We start from the raw sequence: 24,228 nt of genomic DNA on the forward strand, positions 1-24,228 counted from the left end.
CATGTCAAACAGTAATGGTGACACCAGTGTTATCCGCGCGACCATAACGCTCAATTCCGCCCAAATATCAATTATCGCGAATCTACGTCAGCAAGGAAAATACGCCGACGCATATAGCTATATTTACCAGACGATCAACGCACGTCCTGGGGTCGACTCGGCAACTCTCTTTTGGTTTTCGCAAGCGTCGCGAATTAACGAAGGATCTGGAGCAGTTTCCAGCTTCATAAGGAATTTTACTGCCAACGGACTGAGCATCGCTCGAAAAAATGCAAATAATCTACAGAATATTTCAGATAGCATCGCGCAAAGGGTCCTGCAAGATATTGAAATTGCAGGCGGCATTCCTGCTCTTCCGGTAATTCTCGCGCGTGATATCACGGCGGTAACAAGCCGATATGGAGTGAGCGTTAATGGCAATCTCTCTGGGTGGGGCGGCAGCTTTTATTACTGGGACATGCCACTTTATGACGTTGCTACAGGAACTTACAATTCGAAGACAGTAAATGGCAAAATCGATTACCTTACCATCGGTGATGTGATCGATAACGACCCAACTCAACGCGCGAGGTTTGCGCTGGCACTCGGCAGAACTTTGGGCCAAATGACCACCGGCTCAAACGCATTCGACGCGATAATGCACCCTCTAGCGTTCCTAGATGCGCTTAGGGCTATCTCACGGCTGCCCAAGGATTTGCAAAATAGGGCGGTCGCTGAGGCGAAGAAGCACGATGGTTTCCTTGGTGTTTGGATGGCCCTCACCGGAACAAACTCAGTGGGCCAGCCGGTTCTTATGGGAATCGCGTACAATCCCGATGGCTCTTCCGTTTCTGATGCGACAGCCGAGATTGAAGCCGCTATCGCTCAACTAGAAAAGTTTGCTAACTCACCTCTCCCGCCTAGATCAGCGTTGGCTGAAGCCGTGGATGCTGGGTTGACCGCTATGCAATTCCTCGACGGTGGGCAGCTTGGCCTTGCCCTGGGATCAGTTCTTGGAAATCGCGTCACTTCCGACCCATTTGGCCAAATTATCGCCTCGGGAACACTGAGCACCGTTCTAGGGGCTGTTGGCGAATTCATAGATACGGAGATACTGGGCAGTACCTCCAGTACAACTAATTTGGTCAATAGTGGAGTGGACGCATTCGGCAGTTCATTACTGGCAAACATAAAAGGCGAGGGGGTGGGCGCTCTATCATCATATCTTACTGCGGAATTGGTGAAGAGCGTCGGAGTTGGTGGCGTACCGGGTGAAGTGGCCAATAGTGTCGGCGGCGTCGTAATCACAAAAATCCTGACAAACATTTCAACCCCCTCAACGGCATCTACCCCGTTCGCTGGGGTCAATCCAGCGCTGCTTGCTAGCGCTATCGGGTCATATATCGGAAGCAAATTATCATCGGAAATAAAGACCTTTAACAGCGTCGGCGGCCAAATCGGCTCTGCCGTTGGCGCCGCATACGGCGCGTTCAGTGCCGCTCCGCTTTTTGAAGCTGCGGTTGTTACGGGAAATCCCTACCTTTTCGCCGCAGCAGTTGTTGTCGTCGTCTTAGATACCTTGCTCGGCGGACTGATTGGCTCGATTTTTGGAGGCACCCCGCGGGCGGGAGCAGATGCTCAATGGGATTCAACTAAGAGCGAATTCGTTGTTGCAAATATCTATTCAAAAAAGGGCGGCTCTAAGGATGCCGCGCGAGCGCTGGCTGGCAGTGTTGCAGATAACTTCAATGCAATCCTTGATGCCTCGGGATCCTCACTCATCAATCCAGACGCGGTTCAATCCGGCAATTATGGTATGCGTAGCAAAGATTTTGTATACCGCCCTACGTCGACTAAAGACAAAGACGCCATCACGGCCCGGTTCGACGGAAAGGATGCCGGGCAAAAGCTCGTAACGCTTGGTACTTACCTTGGTCTTTCAAGCATGCTTCCTCAAATGGCTGGCGGCGATGTCTATATAAAGCGGGCTTTGGCTGGATCGCTGAAAAATTCAGGTGGCTCCGCAGGGGCTGGGCGAGAAGTGACGTCGGGTATCTTTGACATGACGACACTTCTTGGGGATGTGTCAGTGGCAGGGGACTATCGAGATTACCTTTCAAATTCCGTGGCGGTTGATTCGCTTATTGCGTCAAATCCCCAATCATCTTTTTCGGTCGCTTGGTTGACTACTCTCGCCCGGGCTCTTGAACTCGGTTTAAACCGGCGCGCAGAGACTGATTGGACCGGCGGTTTTGAAGTCTTTTTCGATACAGTTCCCGACGGCCTTGTGGGCGGAAATACCCTGTCCGCGCCACTCATTTCAGCGGCAATCGATCCAATCACGGGACTTCGCTATTGGCTAGTATCTGACCAAGACGGTATTCCAATCGGTTCTGTCGAGGACACTATCGAAGCAGGTACTCAAACCGTAGTTGTCGGTACTTCTGGCGCGGACATCATTAAACTTACCGGCAGCGAACTTGCGGCATCCGCCGGGGGCATTAACATTGGTCTCAGCGTTGATGAAGCGGCTTGGAACGGGGAGTCAAAGCAAATCGACGTCGCAGCGATGGTCGATGCGGGCGACGGTAATGACAGGGTCGACGCATCCGACCGCGGCGACAACATCCTAGGCGGCGCGGGAAATGACACGCTCTATGGCGGCCGTTTGGACGATTGGCTCTTCGGTGGCGACGGCAATGACATTCTCAACGCGGGGGCGGCTGATCTGACCAAACTCGGCGGCAACGGCAACTATCTGGATGGCGGCGCAGGCGATGACATTTTGGTTGGGCGAGAAGGTTCCGACTGGCTCGAAGGCGGCGACGGTCAAGACACAATCACCGGCGGTGCCGGCGATGACATCCTCGCAGGAGGCGCGGGCGCTGCAGACGATCTGAAAGGCGGTACCGGAAACGATCAGTATCTGATCCGCCGCGGAGACGGTGCGGATATTGCCGAGGAAGATCCGACCGGAGCGCCGGTATCCACGGGCGCGGGTGACGCGATCAGCCAACGCATGGCTGCGATCGAGGCGTGGAAGCTCAATCCGATTACTGCGGGCGCTTTGCGTCCCGACTGGGTTGGAACATCTGCGGGCGTGACAACTGGCTCGGTCGCCGGCGGTGACGATGCCCTGGTCTTCGGCCAAGGCATCGAGATCGGCGACATCCGTCTCCAACGCTCGGGTACGACAGCGGCCCCGGGCAATGATCTCATCGTCGTCGTAACCCAGATCGTGAACGGCGTCGAAAGCGACAGCGGCACCCGGCTGACCGTGAAGGACTGGTTCACCAATCCCTTCAAACGTATCGAGTGGCTGAAGTTCGTCGACGGCACTGAAATCCGGATCGGTGACATCACCAGCTTCGTAATCGGTGGCGCAGGCAATGACGTCCTGATCGGAACCTCCGGCAATGATTTCGTCTATGGCGGTGCGGGCAATGACCGGCTGTTCCTGATGGCCGGCGACGACATCGGCAATGGCGGAACAGGCGACGATCTGGTCGCCGGCGATGCTGGCCGCGATCTGATCGTGGGCGGCCTCGGCAATGACGAACTGATGGGCGGCGCGGGCGCCGACGCACTGACCGGCGATGCTGGCGCGGACGACCTATTCGGCGGCGCTGACGCCGACATTCTGTCGGGCGGCCGGGGCGATGGCGATCAACTGGTTGGCGGTGCAGGCGACGATCGCTTCAAATATGCGCGCGGCGACGGCCGCGACATGATCTTCGATGATTTCGTCGCGAGCGGGTGGAGCGCGATCTGGGCCAACGGTGCCTGGGCGACGGGCTACACCTACAACAGCACGACGGGCGAGGTCACGGATCCTGATGGTCAGCTTGTGCGCAAGAATATGGGCACGGCGGAGGCGCCAGACCTGCAGTGGATTGGCCGCTTCGACTACGACGCGGCGACCAGTACGCTCAAGCGCTACGCCGCGCCAGCAAGCGGATCGATGGTGGCGAACAACGGCACGGATACGCTGGAATTTGCTCCAGGCATCAACATCCAGGACGTTATCCTGCGTCGCGTAGGCAATGATCTTGTTCTCGCGATATCCGACGAGGATGCCGATGTCTTGGATGCCTCCAAGGTCGCGGACAGCATCACGATCAAGGATTGGTATGTCACCGGACTAACCGGTCAGATCGAGAAGTTCGCCTTCTATCAGACCGGTATCCTTGACACGGCTTCGGGCAAGACGAACCTGATCGCCGGGACCGATGCCAACAACGGTACAGGGACCGCACCCTTGGCGGGCACAGCGATTGCCGACTGGATTACCGGCGCCGCAGGCGACGATGTGATCGCTGGCGGCAGCGGCAACGACATTATCGCTGGCAACGCCGGATCGGATACGTTGCGGGGGCAAGTCGGTGATGACGTGCTCTATGGGGGCACCGGTAACGATATCCTCGACGGTGGAGCGGGCAAGGACGTCCTGATCGGGGGCGCAGGCCTTGACGTGGCCTCCTATGCTTCGGTCACGGGAGCGGTTCGCGCGCACCTGTCGGCAAGCGGAGCCAATTCCGGAGACGCGATCGGCGATGAGTATCAGGCGATTGAAGGCCTTACAGGTGGATCGGGCGCAGACGTGCTGGGCGGCGATGCCGGTCAGAACGAACTGAGTGGCGGCCTTGGCAATGATATGCTGTACGGCGGGGCTGACGACGACACCTATGTCTGGAATGCAGGCGACGGCGCCGATACGATCCGCGACGGCGCTTTCACGGTCGACGAAGCTGTCACTACCGGCGGCACGCTTGCTAGCGGCTACAGCGTCGCTTCGTGGGCATCGACGGGCGTTGCCGCAACCGGCGGCACCTACTGGCGGCTCCAGATCAAAAACGCCGCGAACGAAATCGTCTATGATTTCGACAAGTTCGTGAAGACGGGTACGGCACCAGCCGCGCCCCTTCCTTCCGAATATGATCTTACCGGATGGAAGGGTGGCTTTGCACGTACCAATGGACAGCAGGTCACGGGCGAGCGGTTCGATACCGTCACGGACGGCGGCGTCGATGTGCTGGAATTGGGGGTCGGTCTCAGCCTGTCGAATCTGAGGTTCGAATGGTCCGGCAACGATCTCATCATCCTGAATGGGTCGAACGCGCAACAAATCCGGATCGTTGGGCAGAAAGCCGCCGCCAGTCAGGTGGAATTGCTACAGTTGGCAGATGGACAGTCGATCTCTCTGAGCAGCGTTCGCATTTCGGCCACCAGCGCACAGTTCTCTGGGACCACCGGGGATGACCTGCTTCTGGGTCAGGCTGGGGATCTGGCCGATATTCTCGCTGCGGGCTCTGGCAATGACGCGCTCGTTGGATATGGCGGCGATGACCAGCTATCCGCCAGTGCCGGCGATGACATACTCGAGGGCGGTGCCGGGGCCGATCGGCTCGACGGCGGTTCGAACAGCGTCATTGGCAGCGTCCCAGACGCTGGCGATACAGCGCGCTATGTGAGTTCGGCGGAAGCTGTCACGATCGATATGGCAAGCACGGGCGCTCAGGTCGGTGGCGATGCCGCAGGCGATATCCTGATCGGCATCGAAAACATCATCGGGTCGGCCTTTGGCGACACGATAACGGGCAATGCCACAGGCAACCGGCTCGCAGGCCTCGATGGTGCCGACACGCTACGCGGGGCGGCCGGCGATGACGTACTGCTTGGCGATCTGGGCAACGATAATCTCTACGGGGATGCAGGCGCCGATGCGCTGGCGGGCAGCGATGGCGATGACCATCTCTGGGGCGGTAGCGAGGACGATCGCCTTGATGGCGGTGATGGTGTCGACGAGCTTTATGGCGAAGACGGCGCGGATACACTCACGGCGGGTGCCGGCAACGACATTCTCGACGGCGGCGTCGGTAATGATACGCTCGTGGGCGACGCCGGAAACGATACGCTGACCGGTGGTGATGGCAATGACACCCTGGCCGGCGGTGACGGCAATGACGCGCTCAATGGCGGCGCGGGCGATGACAGTTTCCTGTTCAGCGCGACGTCGGGGACCGATACAGTGGTCGATGCCGGCGGCATCAACACCATCAACTTCGATGGTACGGTGGCGTTCGATCAGCTGTGGATGACGCGCAGCGGCAATAACCTGCGGATCGGCGTGATCGGTGGCGCGGCCACGATCACAGTCACCAATTTCTATGCGACCACCGGCAAGACCCTGCTGCGGTCGATCCAGACGACCACGCACGCCTACTATCTCGACAACAGTGCCTCGCTGGCGCTGGTTACCGCGATGACGAGTGCAGGCGTCTCTACCCCTGCTTCGATGCCTGCTGCCATTGTCGATCAGCTTGGCACCTATTGGCATCCGGGAGGCAAGGCTGCGCCGACGGCTTCGACGACGCCGCGCGCGATCGCGACCAATGAGGATGTGGCCATCGCCGTCAGCGGTGCCTGGGGCGTCATCGACCATGACGGCGGCCCCCTCACCTATTCCATCAAGCAGGATGCCCTGCCTTCGATGGGTGTCATATCCAACCTGAACGCCGCGACAGGGACCTTTACCTACGCTCCCAATGCGAACGTCAATGGGGCCGACACGTTCAGCCTTCTTGCTACCGATGCGGACGGGCAGTCGGTCGAACTCAAGGTGGCGGTCGCGATCGCCCCGGTCAACGATGCGCCGGGAGCGATGTCGGTCGCGGGCGGCGCGCTGTCTGTTGCCGAAAGCGGCACCGGCAGCCTGACCACGACCGGTACGGCGGTGGCGCAACTGGGCTCCACCGACGTGGACGGTGATGTCGTCACCTTCTCGCTCGTCGACGACGCGGGCGGCCGCTTCCAGATCACTGCCGCTGGTGCGATCTCGGTCAAGGCCCCGACCCTCCTCAATTATGAGACCGGACAGTCGCATAGCATCCGGGTCAAGGCGATCGATGGCAAGGGCGGTGAGCGCCAGCAGGACTTCGCGATCAGCGTCGGCAACGTCAACGAGCGTGCCACCATTCCCGCAACATACGGTATGTCCGTCGCGGAGAATGTGGCTGTCGGCACTGTCGTGGGCACTGTGGCCGCGACAGACCCGGACAGCAGCGCGATCGCGTTCGGCCAGCAGCGCTATTATTTCCTGAACGGCGCCACCGCCAGTGCGACTTCCAGCGATGGACGCTACATCATCGATGCGGCGACCGGCGTCATCAAGACAGCGGCAGCGCTTAATTTCGAGGCGGGTACGCCAAGCGTGCCTTACCAGGTCATCGCCCGCGATAACGCCGGTGCGCCCGGCTATAATCAGGTGGCAAGCACCGTCACGATCGGCATCGCCGATGTCAATGAAGCGCCCACGGCGATGGCCTGGACGCCAACCGCGATCTCGGTTCAGGAGCGCGATCGGGTCGCGGCGGGCACGGTGCTCGACGCGCTCACGCTTGCGACCTTCAGCGTGACCGACCCGGATACCGCAGGGTTGCCATTCGATACCTACACCTATGCGGTGTCGGATAGCCGTTTCGAGTTCATCGACAACAGCCTGCGGCTCAAGCAAGGCGCCGCCCTCGACTATGAGGCGGGCGCGACCCTGAACATCACGGTCACCGCGACCGACACGTCGGCCAGCCCGTTGACGATCCAGCGGACCGTCGCGATCACTGTCACCAACCGGGATGACGTGCTCGAAGGCGATGCTAACGCCAACGCTCTCACCGGCCAGCAGAACCGCGATCTCATCTATGGCTATGGCGGTAACGATACGCTCAATGGCGGCGCGGGTGACGACATGCTCGACGGCGGCGCAGGCGTGGATCGACTTATCGGTGGCACGGGCAATAACACCCTCTATGGCCGTGACGACAACGACGTCCTCGTCGGCAACACCGGGGTCGACACACTTTATGGCGGCACGAACGTCGCCGGCACGGTCGACCGCCTCTACGGCGATGCCGGTGACGATCTGCTATATGGTGAAGATGGCGACGATTACCTCTCCGGCGGCGTGGGCGCCGATCGATTGGACGGTGGCGCTGGCAGCGATTGGGCTGACTACAGCGTCCTGACCGAGGGCGTTGCGGCTACCGCCGGCGTGAATGCCGATCTCGCAGGCACCGTCGCAAACACTGGTACGGCGCTGGGCGATGTCTATGTCAACGTCGAGAATCTGCTCGGCACCGGCTATGACGATGCGTTGCGGGGGGACACCAATGCCAACATTCTGCGCGGCGGTGGCGGGGCCGATATCCTCCAGGGCCGGGCCGGCAATGATGACCTGGCAGGAGGAATTGGCAATGACACCCTGTATGGCGACGATGGCGCAGATATCCTCAGCGGCGAGGATGGCGACGACATCCTCTATGGCGGTGCCGGTGACGACAAGCTGATTGGCGGAGTCGGCAACGACCAGCTCTTCGCCGAAGCGGGCGACGACATGCTGGACGGAGGCGCTGGCAACGACGTCTTGAATGGCGGCATCGACAACGACACCTACATCATTACCCGCACCTCAGGCGCCGACACGATCATCAATTACGATCCTTCAGGCGCGGATGTCGATGTTCTGGGCCTTCAGGACATCGATGATATCATCGATGACCAGGATATCTGGTTCGAGCAGTCGGGTAACGATCTGCTGGTGACCATAATCGGCACCACGTCGAGTGCGCGGATCAAGGACTGGTACGTCACCCCGGGCGTCGATGGCAGCAACTACAAGATCGATTTCATCGTTGCGAACAACCGGTACAGCAGGACGATCGACGTTCAGGGCCTTGTGACCCTAATGGCAACCAAGACCAAGCCGACGACAATTGCGGCGCGCGATGCGTTGATGACCGATCTTACCTACAAGGCACAGTGGGCAACCAGGTGGAAAACGAATGCCGCTCCGGTTCTGGCCGCCATCGCTGCGCAGACACTGAACGAAGACACGCCGCTTTCGGTGACGGTCACCGCGACCGATGACATCACGCCGGCCAACGGCATAGATGTCACCGCCCAGATCCTTTCCGGCGGAACGGTGATCCCGCTGAGCGGACTGGTCTTCGGCGCACCCAATGCATCGGGAGCGCGCACGCTAACGATCACGCCGGCCGCCAATGTCAGTGGCACCGCCACGGTCCGCATCCGCGCCACCGACGCAGGTGGTGTGACCTCGTTCCGCGATGTTGCGATCACGGTCAATCCGGTCGCAGACAAGCCCACGATCGCGAGCTTCGTTGGCGGATCCGGTTCTTCGGGACAGGCGGGTGGCGTAGCCCTTACCGCCAATGTGACCTTCCCGGACGCCGATGGCTCGGAACTGCGGGAACTGTGGATCACCGGTGTTCCGTCCGGCGTGACGCTCAGTGCCGGTACGTACGACAGCGCCACGGCGACCTGGAAGCTGACCCACGCCCAAGCAACCGGATTGAAGGTCAATGCGCCCACTGGATGGGCTCAGGACCTCAATCTTACCCTGACCGCACGAGCGACCGAAGGCGGCCAGACGCAAACCGCGGTCGCAACCACGACGGTGGTGCTTAATGCGGCGCCCACAGCACTTGCTCTCACCGGATCGATCGCGGAAAATGCCGCCAACGGATCTGCGGTGGGAACCGTGTCCGGGACCGATCCCGATGGCGACACGCTGGCCTACGCCTTGCTGGATAATGCCGGCGGCAGATTTGCCCTCACGACGACAGGCGCTCTCACCGTAGCGAACGGCGCGCTCCTCAACTATGAGGCGGCACGATCGCACAACATCACGGTCCGGGCCACGGACCGCTTTGGCCTGGTGCGCGATCAGGTACTCGCTGTAGGTGTCACCAACGTCAACGAAGCGCCTGCCGCGCCGAGCGGCGGCGGCTGGCAGTTCTTCGACGAGACCGGGCTTGGCGGGAACCCCGCCAATGCGGGCACGGTGGTCGCGGCCTTCGGTATGGCCGATCCGGATGGAAACACTCCGGCGCTCGAATTGACGGTCAATCCCGGCAACTGGTTCACGGTCGTTGGCAACACCGTGCAGTTCAACCCCGGCCTCAATTTCGACTATGAATGGTTCCGCAACAATGGCGGCTATGGAATCTACGACTGGAACGGCGATGGCCGCCTCGAAGCGCATATTGCGGATGTGAAGGTCAGGGCCAATGACGGTAGCCTGGCGTCTCCTGAAACGCTGATCCAGGTATTCATCACCGACGTGAATGAACGGCCCAACGCGCTCGTCATGGAGGCGAATAACGTCTTCTCGGAGACGACGAGCGGCGAAAGCCACAGCCTGCGACTGCAGACCCGTTTCGGCCTTAGTGATCCGGACGGTCCAGTCCCCTCGCTCGTGATCCTGGGTGGTAACGACAACGGCTGGTTCGTGGTCAATGGCAACCACATCCAGGTCAACAACGGCGTCAACTGGACCGCCGACTGGATACGCGGGAATAAGGGACAAGCGGGCACCGACGCCGATTTCTACTATGATACGGACGGCGATGGATTGAAGGAAATCCGCGTCGCGACGTTGACCGTCGCTGCACGCGACGCCAGCGGAGCCCAATCTGATCCTTACGCCTACAATATCCTCATCGAGGACAAGAATGAGGCGCCAGCTTTCTCGGCGCAGCCGTTCCGCTTCTACCCTGGCGAGAATGCCGGATGGTATCAGCATCTCGGAACACTGACCGGCAGCGACATCGACGGGCCGACGTCCGAGCTGCGTTACGTCTTCGCCAACTGGGATCGCTACTATGACGGCAATCTCGGCCGGAACGTCTCGCGCACGCCCGACGGGCGCTTCGTCATGGATGACAACGGGAACGTGTACGTCAACGGCTCACAGGACCTCAATTTCGAATCCGGCGCTCGCGACTTCAGCTATAGCACGCTGATTTACGACAAGGGCTTTGGTGCGAACAACACCAACAGCGCCGGAACGCTCGAGATCCACCTTCAGGATGTCGACGAACAGCACGGCATGTCCAACCTTACGTTGAACGTAAATGAAAGCCACACGGCCCTTGGTCCCTGGATCCCCGTCGGCTATTTCAATTCGATGCTGGTTGATGCCGAGGGAGGGCGCAATATCAGCTACCGATTCAGTAATGGATCGTCTCAGATGAATGGTTGGCAGATCGACTCAGCCAGCGGTCAGGTCTGGATGATCAGTCCGATGGATTATGAAGCTCTGACCGAGATATACGAATGGCAGTCGGTCTATGTAGGCAGTGATCCATGGGATCAAACGCCGATGTACGAAGATCAGTTGGTCTATGTCGGAAAAGACCCCAACCGAGCGACGTTCAACCTGGGCCTGCAGGCTATCAATTCGGCAACGGGCGCCTCTACCCAAGGTACGCTCACGATCAAGGTTCAGGACGTCAACGAACCGCTCAATTTCGGATCCTATGTGGCGGGAAGTGGCAAGGGACAAATCATTCAGAAATCGGCCCTGAATTATTGGGTGACGGCCAACACGGCGGGAACGGCCTGGGGTGTGCAATTCTATGGTTCCGACCCGGAACGTATCGCGGGTGCAACCTACTCGATCGGACCGGTGACCTGGAGCGAACGAAATGCCGTTTCATCGGGAAGCGATGAAATCAACGCGCTCTCCAATCCGACGATCACCATGTCGCAGTCGGGTCGGCTGTCCTTCTTCACGCCCGATCAGCGCAGCGACGGCGAATGGGAAGGCGGTATGAAGAACGGCTACCGCCGCGCAGTCACTCTTGATGCGAGCTTCAATGTCACGATCACCGACGCTACGGGCGTATCCCGGACGGAAAGCTTCCTTTGGACCTTCCTGCGCCGCGGATCGTCGGTACCTCCGCTTGTGCTTGATCTGGACGGCGACGGGCTGGAGCTTACGCCCTATGACGGCTCGACGGTGACGTTCGACATGGATGGAGATGGTATCCGCGACAGCACGGGCTGGGTCGGCGTCGATGACGGCCTGCTGGCGCTGGATCGCAACGACAACGGGACCATCGATGACATTGGGGAAATTTCCTTCCTCAATGACTCGCCGGGCGCCCTCTCCGACCTCGAGGGCTTGCGCGCCTATGACAGTGACGGGGACAATTTCCTCGATGCTGATGATGCGCGATTTGGCGAGTTCAGGGTGTGGCAGGACGCCAATCATGACGGCATCAGTCAGGTCGAGGAATTGAAATCGTTGTTCGAGGCGGGGATAACCCATATCGGCCTTACGCTCACCCGCAATCCCGATGACAGCGAGAGCGACGACAACCGGATTTACGGAACGTCCGCCTTTACCCGTGCAGATGGGAGCCAAAGTGTGATCGGTGACGTTATCTTCGGATATTCGCCTTCGAATTTCGACGAAGAGCCAGCCCCGGAGAACAGCGCTCCGCCGGCCCAGCCGGCCGAGACGGTTTCTGATGGTAGCCCGGAGGCGGCTGCAGGGGACCAGGGCGACAATGCTTCGGCGAGCGGCGACAGCGGTCAGCCTGACGATGAGACCATCCCGGACGCAGCAGAGGAAAACCCGGCGGCGGTGAATACCAGCATCGCTGCGCCGATCGTCTTCGACTTCGACAAGGACGGGAACTCCCTCATTTCGCTGGCCGACAGCACCACCCGTTTCGACATGAACGGCGACGGCGTTGCGGACAAGACGGGCTGGATCGAGGCCGATGACGCTTTCCTCGCGCTCGAGCGCAACGGGAACGGGATTGTCGACGACATCAAGGAGATATCCTTCATCCAGGACAAACAGGGCGCGAAGACCGATCTGGAGGGACTTGCAGCCTTCGACACCAATGCCAATGGTCTGCTTGACGGTGGCGATGCCCGCTTTGTCGAATTCAAGCTCTGGTTTGACCGTAACAGTAATGGCGCGACGGACGCTGGGGAACTGCTAAGCTTGGCCGAGGCCGGAATTGCCTCGATCACGCTGCAGGGCACGGCCACCGGCGAGGCGGTCACCGCGGGTCAGAACATCACCTATAATCGTTCTGCCTACGCGCTCAATAATGGTGGCTCGGGCACGCTGCTGGATGTCGGACTGGCGTTCAAAGCGCTCTCAGCACTGGTCGATCCGACATTCCAGACCAGCACCTGGTCGGGGAAAGCCAAGCGCTTCCGCGCGTCGGGCGCTTCGGATGGCGTCCATATCGTCCCACGCGATGCGGAAGGCGTCATTGCGACGTCCGCAGGGCTGATCGGCCCTGCGTCCATCATCGAACTGAATAATGCGAACGTGGGCATGCTTTCCACGATCCTGATCGATCTCGATAGTGACGGTCTCGAAGCCCGCAGGCGCAACAAGACCGATGCTCGCTTCGACATGGATGGCGATGGAACCCTAGACGATACCGGATGGGCCGCCGACGGTGATGGCATGCTCGTCCTCGATCGCAATGGCGACGGTGTGATCACCCATGCGTCCGAAATCTCGTTCCTTGCCGAGAAGGAGAACGCCAAGAGTGCCTGGGATGGGCTGGGTGTGCTCGATGCCAACAAGGACGGAAAGATCAACGCGACGGATGCCCGGTTCGGCGATCTCAAAGTCTGGCAGGACGCAAATCATAACGGCGTCTCTGACCAAGGCGAACTTCATAGCCTTGGTGATCTCGGCATCAAGGAGATATCGCTGGCGAGCACGAGCGTCGGTGAGACCGCGAAAATCGGTCGCAACCTTCCGCTCACGACCGCGATCTATACGAAGGACAATGGCGTCACTGCGACGATCGGCAACGTGGCCCTCGCGTTCGATCCCTCCTCGACGCACACCGAAGCGACACAGGCAGCGGCCCGACTTGCCCAGGCGATGAGCACCTTCGGCGCCAATCAAGGCGATGGTGCATTGACCGGGAAGCTCGTCGATCAATTCCACAGCTATGACATGCTCACGGCTTCGGCTGCCTGAGGCCGAACGAGAACTGGACCTAAGATGAATACGAAACAGGATAACAACACTGCCGCGCCACTGACCGTCAGTCATTTCCTCGGCGAAATGACCTGGCTCCTCACGCAGTCTCCCCTGCACCGGAGTTTCAGTATTGCCGACATCGAGTGGCTGCTCATGCCGGCACTCCTGCACGAGCAGTTCTACATGTTCCGGGACGGCCAGCAGCCGGTGGGGCTTGCGTTGTGGGCGAAATGTTCGCCCACAGCGGCGGCCAAGCTCGATAAAGGCATGGTCGAGCCGGAGAACCGGCTGAGCCTCGATGAATGGAAAGGCGGCGATCAGATATGGCTCGTTGACCTGATTGCGCCCTTCGCAAACACCGAGAACAAGCAGCGGGAAATCATGATTGCCGATCTGATCACCGGACCGCTCAAGGGCCAGGAATTCCGCTTCCATCAGACCGATCCAGCCACCGGCAAACGGACGGTTCAGGTCGTGTCTGCGGACGCCGGGGACCGTTTGCGCCAGGCTGTCGAAGAGGCTGCGCGGTAGTCGGCAGGGTAAGCACTCGACCTTCGGAGAGTGCTTGCCCTGTTTAACTCATATCTCCGGTCGCGACCAGAGCGCCATCATTGAATGGATGGCCTCAGAGGTGGGCGGAGCAAATTTTTTTATTGGGGGGTAGATCGTGAAGAAGTCTCTGCTCGCGGCGGCACTTGCCGTTGCTGTCGTCATGCCCGCGTCGTTTGATCCAGCCGTTGCAAGGCAGCGCACCGTTATCGAGCAATTACCGCTCGAGATCGTCGACAAGAACTATGTCGATCAGGTCGAAGTTATCCTCGCCGACACTGCCACCGCCAAAATGGCGGAACTGGACGCGAAGGCTGGCGAAAAGCGGAGCGAGGCAGGCCTTGCCGCCTATGATCCTTCGGGCACGGCGCCTGTCCAGGACCAGTATGCAACCGTGCCCTTCTCGTCGATGATGCCCTTTATCATGCGTGATGTTACCCGGAAATGGGGGCTCACGCAGGAGCGTGGTGGCAAGGCGGTCAACCTGCGTATCACGATCGAGAACATCAAGACCGCCAATGCGGGCATGGCCCTGCTGCTTGGGAGCAGCGACGAGCTTTCCGGAGAAGTCGTGGTGCTCGATCCCGTCACGCAGCAACAGATCGGCAACTTCTACGTCCAGGTCGTCAATGCCCATGGGGGCCTTGCCGGGTTGGCTATGCGGGGATCGGGTGTGCGAGAGAAGCTGGTAGAGGAATTCGCACTCGAAAGCTCGCGGATCCTGACCGGGAGCACTAAGAAGGACTGGAAGAAGCGGTTAAAAGCCAACGAGAAGGTTGCCAGCGAAAAGGCGAACGTGATCACTTCAACCAAAATGGGAGCCTGATCGCATGCTGCCTCCCGCACGTCGTTTTGCCGTACCGCTTCGCGCGGTCAGCATAGCTGCGGTCGCCTTGCTGGGCGTCTGTTTGCCCAGTTCAGTCAGTTCTCGCAGCGTCGAGTATTTGAGCGACCTCACAGCAATTGAGGCCGCCGCCGCCGATCAAGGCATTCCAGGACCGTTCTCGCAAGCACCCGCGGTCGGCGGTGCCACCATCGCTCTGGAGGGGGCATCGGCCGCGGATCATCGCGTCATCGTCGCCAGCAACTATTGCCAGGCGTATCACATCGAGAACCCGGTCTCCGTGTTGCTCCAAGAGCTGGTAACGTCCACGAACGGGGGCGCGGATGGAAAAATCAGGTCGATTGATAAACCATCGGTCACGCTGCGCCTCCTGTCGGGCTCGACCGTTCTGCGCTGCATGGGAAAGAGTGACCTGGCGACTATCTGCAAGAACAGGGTCCGGATCACTGCAGAGGCGAGCGTGATCCATGCAGACGGATCGATCGCGCAGGTCCCTCTGGTCGCGCAAGTTGAGCGCGAAGGGCGAGTGGGAGGGCTTTGCGGTAATATTGCGCGCTACACGGGGATCGTGACGAGAGAAGCCGCGATCGACCTGCTCCGACAGGCGCAAACCTTATAAGAGCGCTCCGGGCATAATGACTGGGTCGGATAAATCGATGCCTGAGATACTATGGGATGGGGCATGCAATGAAGATAGTATATCTCGGCCGCCAGAGCCGGCGAGTTACCCCCGCCCCCGACATGGAGGGCGATGTCCTGGAGTTGCTCGCGGACAACTGGGATGATTATGGCAACAAGACCACGTTCGCCACGACTTGCCGCATCGAGGGCAAAAGGGTCGAACTGGGATATCTGAAGTTGATGCTGGAGGACGCCGATTCCAGCGAACGCAAGCTGGATAAGCTGCGCGAAGAAGGGTGGAACGGAATTTTTCCGATACCGGGCACACGGTATCTGTCACTGCCGGGCGAGATCAGCTTTTACGAGCAATTGCGCGACCGTCTTGGCGAGGCAGCGGCAAAGCAGGCAGCCCAGCAATTGCGAGACGCAAGCTATCTTGTTTATATCGAACAAGATCCCGATGCGCTTGCGTTGATCGATACCCAGGCCTTCCGTAAATCCCTCCAGCGTGAGCGCGGGGAGATCAAATCCTATCTGGATGGATGGAAGATTTTCGCGGCGGCCTCTATGGCGGTTCTCGACCTGGGCTTCCGCTTTAACGACGTTTACGGCGACCTCTCCACGCTCAATTTGAAGTTCAGCCAGCGCGGGTTGCTGCCCCATGGCGTCAACGTGCTGATCGGTCCAAACGGGGTCGGCAAATCACAGCTGCTGCATCAATTGGTGCGGGACTGGCTCGACGACGATCCCAAAAAGGACGAGCGTGACGTCGGATTCGTCGAAAAGCCAAACCTCAGTCAAATCGTCGTCGTCTCCTACAGCCCTTTCGAGCGTTTCCCTGTGGACCTGGAGGCGCACGAGCTTCAGGACAAGGAAGTCTATCGGTATTTCGGTTTTCGCGGGCGTTCGGTCAGCAGGACGAAAGGGAAGCTTGGTGGAATATCGCTCACTCACCAGGCGCCCAAGAAGAACGCGGCCGCATCCCTGCTGGACTGCCTGACGGACGATCTACGCTACAAGGGCTTGCGCAACTGGGCGAACAAGTTGGCGACCGTTGAAAAGGTTCTTCGCACGGCCTTTGCGTTCGATTACGCCACCGTCAACATCGGCGTCCCGGACGGTAGAGCCAGCCGGCTTTACAGCGATGCGGGGCTTCTCGACGATCTCGCTTTCGATGTTGACGGGGAGCGATATGTGCCGATCAGTTCCGACCGGATCGAAGAACTGAAAATCGACAAAATCCGCGATGCACTCAATGCCGCCGATGGCGTGACCTTCTTCCATGACGGCGAGATCGTCGAACTGAGTTCAGGCCAGAAGCTGTTTTCCTTTATCGTCATCAATATCCTCGGGGCAATCCGCCGCGATAGCCTGATCCTCATCGACGAACCGGAGCTGTTTCTGCATCCGACGCTGGAAATCCAGTTCATCGATATGCTCAAGACGATCCTCGACCGGTTCAATTCCAAGGCGCTGCTGGCCACCCATTCGCTGGTCACCGTACGAGAAGTTCCCACCGACTGCGTGCACGTGATGGCGCGGACGAAGGACGGGTTGTCGATCCGGACGCCGCCCTTTCAGACCTTTGGTGGCGACATGCAAAGGATCAGTTCCTATGTGTTCGGCGACAGCGAAGCGTCGAAGCCTTTCGAGCGATGGATAACCGAGAAGCTCGAAGAACTGGGGTCCGCCGAAGCCCTGATCGAGGCCCTCGGCAAGGATATCAACGAGGAACTCGCCATCCAGATTCAAGGGATGGAGCGCGAAGGATGGTGATGCTTTTGCCCGTGCCGGGCGCCGACTGCCTCACGTTGATCGATGCCGTCGTGGCGGAGCGAACCAAGGAACCCAACAAGAGTTTCTTCCAATCGATCGCCGCCGAATGGAAGGTGCGGGTTGGCGTGTATATCGCCCATGGAGGGTCCCCGGCGCAGGTGCAGACCTGGCCCGCCGCCGAAGCTAAGGGAGGGGCATTCAAGAACCTCTATAGCCACCCCGCCGAGAATTCGGCGCAAGGCGCGATGCTGGAGGCATTGCGGGGCCATGACCTTGACATCTGTCCGGCATGCGGCAGCCCCACCCCCCCGGAAACGCTGGACCATTATCTGCCGAAAGGGCGATATCCGCAATTCGCGATCACCCCGGTCAATCTGACCCCAATGTGCGACCCGTGCCAGCGACGAAAGAAGGAAAAAACCGGGAACGTCGTGTCCCCGCGCTTTTTTATTCATCCCTATTTCGACGCGTTCTCATTGCCCCAGATCGTCCAGTTGGACATTGCCGCGCCCTTTGTAACGCCGACTTTCAGCCTGACGCCGCATCCCGATCTGACCGTTGAAGAGACGGCACTGGTGACCACCCATATGCGGGAACTTCAGGTCGCCCGACGCTATGTCCGCTTTTTTCGAAACGAGCATCGCCGCCTGCTGCGCAATGTCAGCAAGATGCGATCAAAGGGACTTGTCGTCATCGACAACATCGCCGCCTGGCAGGAGGGGCATGCACATCCCACCGCCAATAGCTGGCACCACCTCTTCTACGACGCGGTGACCCGCAACACACCTCTGGTCGATTATTTAACGAACGAGGATTTGCCGGCATTTCTGTGAAAGACAGGAAATCGGGCCGGATTATGAGGGTCAGTTGCCTCTGATGATGATCGATGGCAAAGGCTTTCCGCCCGTCTCCTGGCGGTGTCGCCGGATCTCGCCGATTCCCAATCTGATCTTCTTGGCCACGATGTCCGACATCCGCCGAACATCGCCGGGCGTATCGAGATCGGGGACGCCTTCCAGAAATTCAGTCAGCAGAATCGTGAGCATCTGACAGACTTCGGCCGAACCGATATAGAGAGTGTCGCCCTTCCCCGCCTCATTGGATCGTTGCCTTTCCGCCGACACTCCGCAGATGGCCTTGACCACCGCCCGACGAAGGTCGCTGATATATTCCTCGTTCAATTCAGCCATGGGTGATGTCCTTCCTGCTGGAGCGAGGAGACCATGATCTCGGGCATGCAGCAGCAAGTCCAGCCCTTTTGATGGAGGTGGCGGTCGAACAGGTCCTGAACCCGCGTATGATGCGTATCACGAGATAATTCACGGAAATTCAATGGAGTAGACTTACGCTCGTCAGGCTCGTGATCCGCGTACGACGCTGCGCTGGATTTGGGTCATACGCGTATTACGGCCATATCACCTTGTTTTTACAGGCTAATGCGCCCGCAGCACCCGTGCGTAGGGTCCATTACAAAACGGCCTTGCGCCGTGCGTCCCGCCTTACGCAGCGCGCTCGCGCTGCGCAGCCTCGTGCCGGCAGGCGCGGGGCAACCTTGCTTCTGGAGATTGGTGTTCACCGCCGCAGCGGCTCGAGGGACAAAGGCCATGGGTGGGGGCTCCCTGCAAGCAAAAAAGGGGCCGGACGCGAGCCCGACCCCGGAAGTCATTCGCTACTATTCGCCCGGGCATGGAGGCTCCGGATCGCTGAGGAAAATATTATGATGGGCGTTGTAAACGATCTGCGCGGTCTCGTCGGTCCGCCCCTGTGCCTTGAGGATTAAATAGGCATTTGAGGTCGCGGCGATCCAGCCCAGATCATGGGCCTTGGTCGTGGCCTCATCATAATCAGCGTCGCATTCGCCGGTGATGACAAGGTCGTGAGTCACCGGGTCGGTGTAGCCGGTGTAGCAACCGGCATAGTGATCCGCCCGTCTGACCTGTTCCTCGATCTGGCGGATGAGCGCGAAACCTCTGATCTGCGCGGCCCGGTAATCGGGGTCATTGGGTTCGACAAAGCGATCGAGGTGGGGTTCGGTGGTGGACATGACCGTCTCCTTGCCTCCCTTGCCTGCGCACGGGAGGAACGATGGGAAGATGAGATCTTGTGGGAAGGAGGGAGCTGCAGATTGCAGTCGCCGGTGCCGTTAAAAGCGTCGATCGCCCCTTGCCTTGCACAGTGACTCTGGCAGAATGCGGCGCGACGGGCAGGCCATCGGGGAAGGACGATGGACATGCCAAAGATGACGGAAAGGGATCGGCTTGCCGATCTGGAAGCGCGTCAGCGCAAGCTGACGCAGGACCTGGAAAGTGCCCGCAGCGCCCTGCGCGGCAAATATGCTGCGATCGTGAATGACCTGCCCGTCGAGAAAATCACGGAACGGGAGTTCCGCGAGCTTCTGACGCACGCGATCCGGGTCGGTGGTGGCAGCGCGTTAACAGCGCTCAAGGGACTGTCGCCAGCCACCTGATGTACCGAAACGGATTGTCAAAGATGCCGGCAGGGGTGCGCTTCGAGGAACGCGCTCCTGTCGGAATCGGACCGGAGGGTGATGAACCGCTCTTCCGGCGTGAGCCAGATGAGAATGAAGCATCGCCGCGCCGCCAGTCGGTGAATGTTGGCAAGACTTCCCCGACTGCGACCGTCCCAGATCACGAGACCGCTGAAGGCATCCCGCGCCATCGACGCATCCTTCGGGGCATGGTAGGCGGCGGTCCCCTTTCTCCCGGAAGAGGGAATGTGCCGGACGGGCCAATCACGTAGATTGTTACGCGGTCCCTCGCCTGAGCAGTAGACCGTAACGCCACCGACATTCCGGTCGGAGAGATGGCGCTGGACCAACCGGTCCGCACCGCGCGCGTCCCCGATCAGGATAGGAAGCCGGCGATCGAGAATGCCACTGATACGCTCGATGACGGGTTCGGGAAGCGATGCGATCGAAAGTGATCCCGAAACGAAGACGCCGGCATGGGAGGGGGTGTGTTCGGTCATGGCTTTGATCTCCTCAATTGAGCCACCCTCCCCGTCCCTCCTCTCCTCTGATTGTAGGGCTGGACGTTGCAGGCACGACCATCCCCGCCGAAACGGCACCCGAAGGGTGTCCCTGCGACGAGCACGGCGGAGCCGCGCGCAGGAGGCCGGGACCGCGTAGGCGGTTCCGCATCGCGCCCGCGACGGGCCCGCTTGCGGGTCCCAGAGCGGGGGCGAGTGTGACGCTCGAAAAAGAAATGAGGACCGGCCCGGTGAACCGGACCGATCCTCTTGGGATAACTCACTGCGCCTCCCATCCCTGATCGCTGAGCGTGACGAACCGCGCCGGGATACGCTTCTCCCTGACGAGGCGCGCGAGGTGCGATTGCAGACCTGATCCTTCGCAGACCAGCGCCTCGATGGGCCGCAGTCCGACCATCTGCTCGTTGCGTACGAACCCTGCCCTCTTGCCCAGCTTCGCACTGAGGCGGAACGTGACGAGCTTCACCTTGCGGGAGGCTGCCCATGCTGCGGCCATGGCGTCGCACCCCTTGTCCTGCGCCGTCGTCGCCAGCACCATCTTCGGATTTCGGGATTTCGCCTCGTCGAGTTTGCCCCAGATGAGGCGGTCGTCGAACCAGCAGTCCGCCCCGCCGGAGAAGATCACGATAGGCCCCTGCGGGTTGTGCGCGTCGGTTCGGCGCTGGCGGCGGGCGGCGAGGAAATCGGTGGCGGCTATGACCGAGGCGGTGCGCTTGCTTGACACCAGCGATCCTTTGGGCGCGGACCACGGCCGCCCGGTTTCGGTGTGGAAGACGTCGGCGGCGTGATCCCGCATGCACCGCAGGGCGTCGGTGGCTTCGTCGAGATATTCGAGTTCATCGCGTGCCTGCTCGAGTTCGACACCGTGGATTTCGCTGCCGTCGGCGCGCCGCAGCAGGTCCTGAACATCGCGCATCGCCTTGTCGGCCTGGCCCTGCCACTGGTCGGCGACGTGGTGGAAACTGTTGACGATGCCCCATGCGAGGCGTTCGGCGGCGGGCTGCAACCGTGTGTCCCGCAGCACGTCGAAGAGTGTCGTGACAATGAGTTCGACGGCAAGCTGTGCTTCCCTCGGATCGGGCATGTCGGTTGCCATCTCCTCCTCGCCGCGCCCGATGCGAACGCCGTCGAGGTCGGAGGTGAAGGCGGCGTGGAAGTCGTCGGTGATGGGCGCGGTCTCCTGCGCGATGAATTCGGCGATGTCGGAGAATGGGCGGACGCTGCGGTTGATCTTCGTCATGTGAACCTCCTTTTGAAACGAAAGAGGTCCCCCCTTGGGCACGGGCTTCGAGCGGCGGGGTCAAGGATCGCGTAGCGACCGGCGCAGCCGGCGATGGGGGTCACGATTTTTTTGGGCGGCCACCGTCATCGCAGAGGAAACGCGCCGCTGGACCCGCCCAAAAAAATGGTGGGGCCCCGTCGTCCTTGAGGCCGACGCGGTCCCGTGCCACCATTGGAATTCTTGAGAGAGAGAAGAGGCTTTGCGAATCTGGGGCTCGATGCCCCTGATTCGCAAATGGGTGCCTCCAGGCGCCCGCCTCGCGGGGGAGAACTGCCAACCCTTGACCTCATCACCGCGACCAGCATCTCCCGCATAAAAACGGGGACAGCGCGCAGCGCCGTCCCCGACAGGATGATTGAAGTTTGCAGAAGTTACGCCGCCCGACGCAACCGACCCCGTTGCGGTGGAGCGACCTTTTCGACCGGAACCTGATCGGCCTTGCGGAACGCATGGATCGGGACGTCTGCCTTGCGCAGGGCCTGATAAAGGTTGGCCTGAATACCTGATCCCTCACCCAGCAGGGCTTCGACAGGCTTCAGGTCCACCAGCTTGCGATTGCGGGCAAAGGGTGCACCGCGCCCCGAACCCGTCAGCGAATAGGTCACGAGTTGTACGTCGCGACTGCCTGCCCATGAGGCCACGATCGCATCGAAACCCTTGCGCTGCGCGGTCGTCACCAGCGTCATGTGCGGGATGCGCTCGAGGATGGTATCGAGCCGGTCCCAGAGGAGTTGCCAGTCATGCCATTCCGCATGGCCCGATGCGATGACGATCGGTCCTCTGGGGCGGTACCGCTCGCGTGTCGCAAGCTCGCGGGCGCGCAGGAAATCCTGAATCGAGACCTGCGTGGCGGTCGCCACCTTGGAGACGCGCGACCCACGTGCGGGTGACCATGGACGGCCCGATAGTGCATGAAAGGTCTCGGCGGCATAGTCGCGCATGCACTCGACCGCCTCGCGCTGTTCGGTCAGCGACTGGCACAGCAACTGCTTCTCCTCCAGTTCGGTATTGAATACCTCCGAAGGCTCCGTCCGGCGGATCATGTCGCGCAACTCGTCGGCCAGCATGTCCTCCTGTCGCTCGAGCTTGCCGGCAACGAAATGGAAGCTGTTGACCATGCCCCATGCGATCTCGGGCGCGAGCGCGTCGAGGCGGGTATCGGTCAACAGATCAAAGATGGTGGCGATCACCCCGGCGCAATCGGCCTGCGCGTGAAGCGGTTCGGGCATGTCATGCTCGCCGGGTTCATCGCCAGGGCTGATGATCGAAAGCGGCATGGGATCGCCGAAGGCGCGCCTGAATTCCGGGGTCGCCGTCATCTGCGCGATCAGTGCCGAAAGGTCTGCGAAGCGGCTGATGCTGCGCGAGCGGTTTTGGGTCATGGGACTTCTCCATTTCATGCAAAAAAAGGGGCGCAGACGCTCTGGCGTCCCGCCCCATGGTGTCGGATCAGTGCATGCTCGCCCGAGCGCGCGCGACGAATGTCGAGCGCGTCAGGACGGCATCGACGATTTGCGCCGCATGCGGCGCGAAGGGTGTGCCATCGAGCAGGTCGTAGATAGCCGCGATGACCTCGCCGCAGGTGACCACGATCGGGATCGCTGGCGTGCAGGTCGCGGTGGAGATTTGCGGCGTGAGCAGGTCCGCAATGGCGGGACTGGCCATGATCGCGGCACAGAGCGCGGAGAGATCGGCGAACGGGGCGAGGTCATGCAAGGAGGAAAGCGACATGGACTGTCTCCTCATGGACGAGAAAAAAGAATGGGCCGGGGAAGCCTGACGCCTCCCCGGCCCGGAACCTGTTCCGATCAACCGGTGATCAGAACGGGTCCTCGTCGCCGAACGGCGCGTCGGCACCGGTCAGTTCTCCGTCAGTACCTGCGGTACTGTCGCCGAAGCCGCCCTGATCGCGCGAGCCGCGATCGTCATAGTTGGTGCGGCTGGTCCCCATGCCTCCGCCGAAGTCAGAGCGCATGTTCTCGCGCCGCCACGCAACCATGTAGCCGCCATGATCCGCCTGGAAGAGCGCGATCGGCAGCGGTTCGGGCAGGCTGGGGTCGTCGATGTTGCCGGCAAGGAACACCTCACCGGTACGTTTCGAGGCGGCCTCCCACAGTGCGCCGACCTGAACCCAGCGACGCGCGACATTAAGCGCGAGGATCTCGAAGACGGGCGCCTTCTCATTCTCGCTCATGACCTTGCGCAGCCCGATGCGGGGGAGATCGATCGTGCGGGTGGCGATCGAGCCCGTCAGGCGGCCGTTCTGATTGAAGATTTCACCGATGTTCATCGTCTTGACCTTTCGAATGTCGCTCGAAATCCATTTTCCGGCGACACCCTCCC

Annotated in this window: 14 protein-coding genes; 7 read left to right on the forward strand and 7 right to left on the reverse strand. The window is 60.3% G+C overall.

Annotated features, from left to right (window positions below; translation table 11 throughout):
- Position 1: 1 nt before the first annotated feature.
- The 6 genes from WA070_RS13975 (at position 2) to WA070_RS14000 (ending at position 18,427) form a co-directional block, all read left to right on the forward strand.
- Positions 2-13,801, forward strand: a complete 13,800-nt coding sequence (locus WA070_RS13975; RefSeq protein WP_422634534.1) for a cadherin domain-containing protein — start codon at positions 2-4, stop codon at positions 13,799-13,801.
- 24 nt (positions 13,802-13,825) lie between these two features.
- Entirely contained in the window at positions 13,826-14,335 is a 510-nt protein-coding gene (locus WA070_RS13980) for a toxin-activating lysine-acyltransferase (RefSeq protein WP_422634535.1), read from the forward strand.
- Positions 14,336-14,471: 136 nt separating this feature from the next.
- The gene (locus WA070_RS13985) at positions 14,472-15,179 is read left to right on the forward strand and encodes a hypothetical protein (protein ID WP_422634536.1); all 708 of its coding nucleotides are present in this window, start codon (positions 14,472-14,474) and stop codon (positions 15,177-15,179) included.
- A 4-nt stretch (positions 15,180-15,183) separates the two neighbouring features.
- On the forward strand, positions 15,184-15,816 hold the full coding sequence (locus tag WA070_RS13990) for a hypothetical protein (RefSeq protein WP_422634537.1): 633 nt from the start codon (positions 15,184-15,186) through the stop codon (positions 15,814-15,816).
- Between the two features lie 68 nt (positions 15,817-15,884).
- Positions 15,885-17,594 (forward strand): ATP-binding protein, encoded by a 1,710-nt coding sequence (locus WA070_RS13995; RefSeq protein WP_422634538.1) that lies wholly within the window; start codon positions 15,885-15,887, stop codon positions 17,592-17,594.
- Positions 17,588-18,427 carry a hypothetical protein gene (locus tag WA070_RS14000; protein ID WP_422634539.1) on the forward strand — a complete coding sequence of 280 codons (840 nt, stop codon included), beginning with the start codon at positions 17,588-17,590 and terminating at the stop codon, positions 18,425-18,427. The genes WA070_RS13995 and WA070_RS14000 overlap by 7 nt, the downstream gene beginning before the upstream one ends.
- 30 nt (positions 18,428-18,457) lie before the next feature.
- Here the strand turns inward: WA070_RS14000 and WA070_RS14005 are convergent, their stop codons facing one another.
- Positions 18,458-18,784 (reverse strand): hypothetical protein, encoded by a 327-nt coding sequence (locus tag WA070_RS14005; protein ID WP_422634540.1) that lies wholly within the window; start codon positions 18,782-18,784, stop codon positions 18,458-18,460.
- A gap of 482 nt (positions 18,785-19,266) precedes the next feature.
- Entirely contained in the window at positions 19,267-19,638 is a 372-nt protein-coding gene (locus WA070_RS14010; protein ID WP_422634541.1) for a hypothetical protein, read from the reverse strand.
- Positions 19,639-19,824: 186 nt separating this feature from the next.
- On the opposite strand from WA070_RS14010, the gene WA070_RS14015 reads away from it, so the two are divergent.
- Positions 19,825-20,061 carry a hypothetical protein gene (locus tag WA070_RS14015; protein ID WP_422634542.1) on the forward strand — a complete coding sequence of 79 codons (237 nt, stop codon included), beginning with the start codon at positions 19,825-19,827 and terminating at the stop codon, positions 20,059-20,061.
- A gap of 17 nt (positions 20,062-20,078) precedes the next feature.
- Here the strand turns inward: WA070_RS14015 and WA070_RS14020 are convergent, their stop codons facing one another.
- The 5 genes from WA070_RS14020 to WA070_RS14040 form a co-directional block, all read right to left on the reverse strand.
- Entirely contained in the window at positions 20,079-20,582 is a 504-nt protein-coding gene (locus WA070_RS14020; RefSeq protein WP_066768592.1) for a hypothetical protein, read from the reverse strand.
- A gap of 280 nt (positions 20,583-20,862) precedes the next feature.
- On the reverse strand, positions 20,863-21,843 hold the full coding sequence (locus WA070_RS14025) for an SLOG family protein (protein ID WP_422634543.1): 981 nt from the start codon (positions 21,841-21,843) through the stop codon (positions 20,863-20,865).
- A 413-nt stretch (positions 21,844-22,256) separates the two neighbouring features.
- A complete protein-coding gene (locus tag WA070_RS14030; RefSeq protein WP_422634544.1) occupies positions 22,257-23,267 on the reverse strand; it encodes a DUF2493 domain-containing protein in 1,011 nt (336 codons plus the stop codon).
- Positions 23,268-23,334: 67 nt separating this feature from the next.
- On the reverse strand, positions 23,335-23,616 hold the full coding sequence (locus WA070_RS14035; RefSeq protein ID WP_422634545.1) for a hypothetical protein: 282 nt from the start codon (positions 23,614-23,616) through the stop codon (positions 23,335-23,337).
- 88 nt (positions 23,617-23,704) lie between these two features.
- A complete protein-coding gene (locus tag WA070_RS14040; protein ID WP_422634551.1) occupies positions 23,705-24,175 on the reverse strand; it encodes a DUF736 domain-containing protein in 471 nt (156 codons plus the stop codon).
- Positions 24,176-24,228 lie beyond the last annotated feature (53 nt).

Source organism: Sphingobium sp., assembly GCF_049304695.1.
In the GTDB taxonomy this organism is placed as follows: Bacteria; Pseudomonadota; Alphaproteobacteria; order Sphingomonadales; family Sphingomonadaceae; genus Sphingobium.

Bases quoted from the DNA above. Each gene is read 5' to 3' on its own strand.
- WA070_RS14035 (WP_422634545.1), bottom strand. From the start codon at position 23,616: ATGTCGCTTTCCTCCTTGCATGACCTCGCCCCGTTCGCCGATCTCTCC.
- WA070_RS14030 (WP_422634544.1), bottom strand. From the start codon at position 23,267: ATGACCCAAAACCGCTCGCGCAGCATCAGCCGCTTCGCAGACCTTTCG.
- WA070_RS14025 (WP_422634543.1), bottom strand. From the start codon at position 21,843: ATGACGAAGATCAACCGCAGCGTCCGCCCATTCTCCGACATCGCCGAA.
- WA070_RS14010 (WP_422634541.1), bottom strand. From the start codon at position 19,638: ATGTCCACCACCGAACCCCACCTCGATCGCTTTGTCGAACCCAATGAC.
- WA070_RS14020 (WP_066768592.1), bottom strand. From the start codon at position 20,582: ATGACCGAACACACCCCCTCCCATGCCGGCGTCTTCGTTTCGGGATCA.
- WA070_RS14015 (WP_422634542.1), top strand. From the start codon at position 19,825: ATGCCAAAGATGACGGAAAGGGATCGGCTTGCCGATCTGGAAGCGCGT.
- WA070_RS14000 (WP_422634539.1), top strand. From the start codon at position 17,588: ATGGTGATGCTTTTGCCCGTGCCGGGCGCCGACTGCCTCACGTTGATC.
- WA070_RS13995 (WP_422634538.1), top strand. From the start codon at position 15,885: ATGAAGATAGTATATCTCGGCCGCCAGAGCCGGCGAGTTACCCCCGCC.
- WA070_RS14040 (WP_422634551.1), bottom strand. From the start codon at position 24,175: ATGAACATCGGTGAAATCTTCAATCAGAACGGCCGCCTGACGGGCTCG.
- WA070_RS13980 (WP_422634535.1), top strand. From the start codon at position 13,826: ATGAATACGAAACAGGATAACAACACTGCCGCGCCACTGACCGTCAGT.
- WA070_RS14005 (WP_422634540.1), bottom strand. From the start codon at position 18,784: ATGGCTGAATTGAACGAGGAATATATCAGCGACCTTCGTCGGGCGGTG.
- WA070_RS13990 (WP_422634537.1), top strand. From the start codon at position 15,184: ATGCTGCCTCCCGCACGTCGTTTTGCCGTACCGCTTCGCGCGGTCAGC.
- WA070_RS13975 (WP_422634534.1), top strand. From the start codon at position 2: ATGTCAAACAGTAATGGTGACACCAGTGTTATCCGCGCGACCATAACG.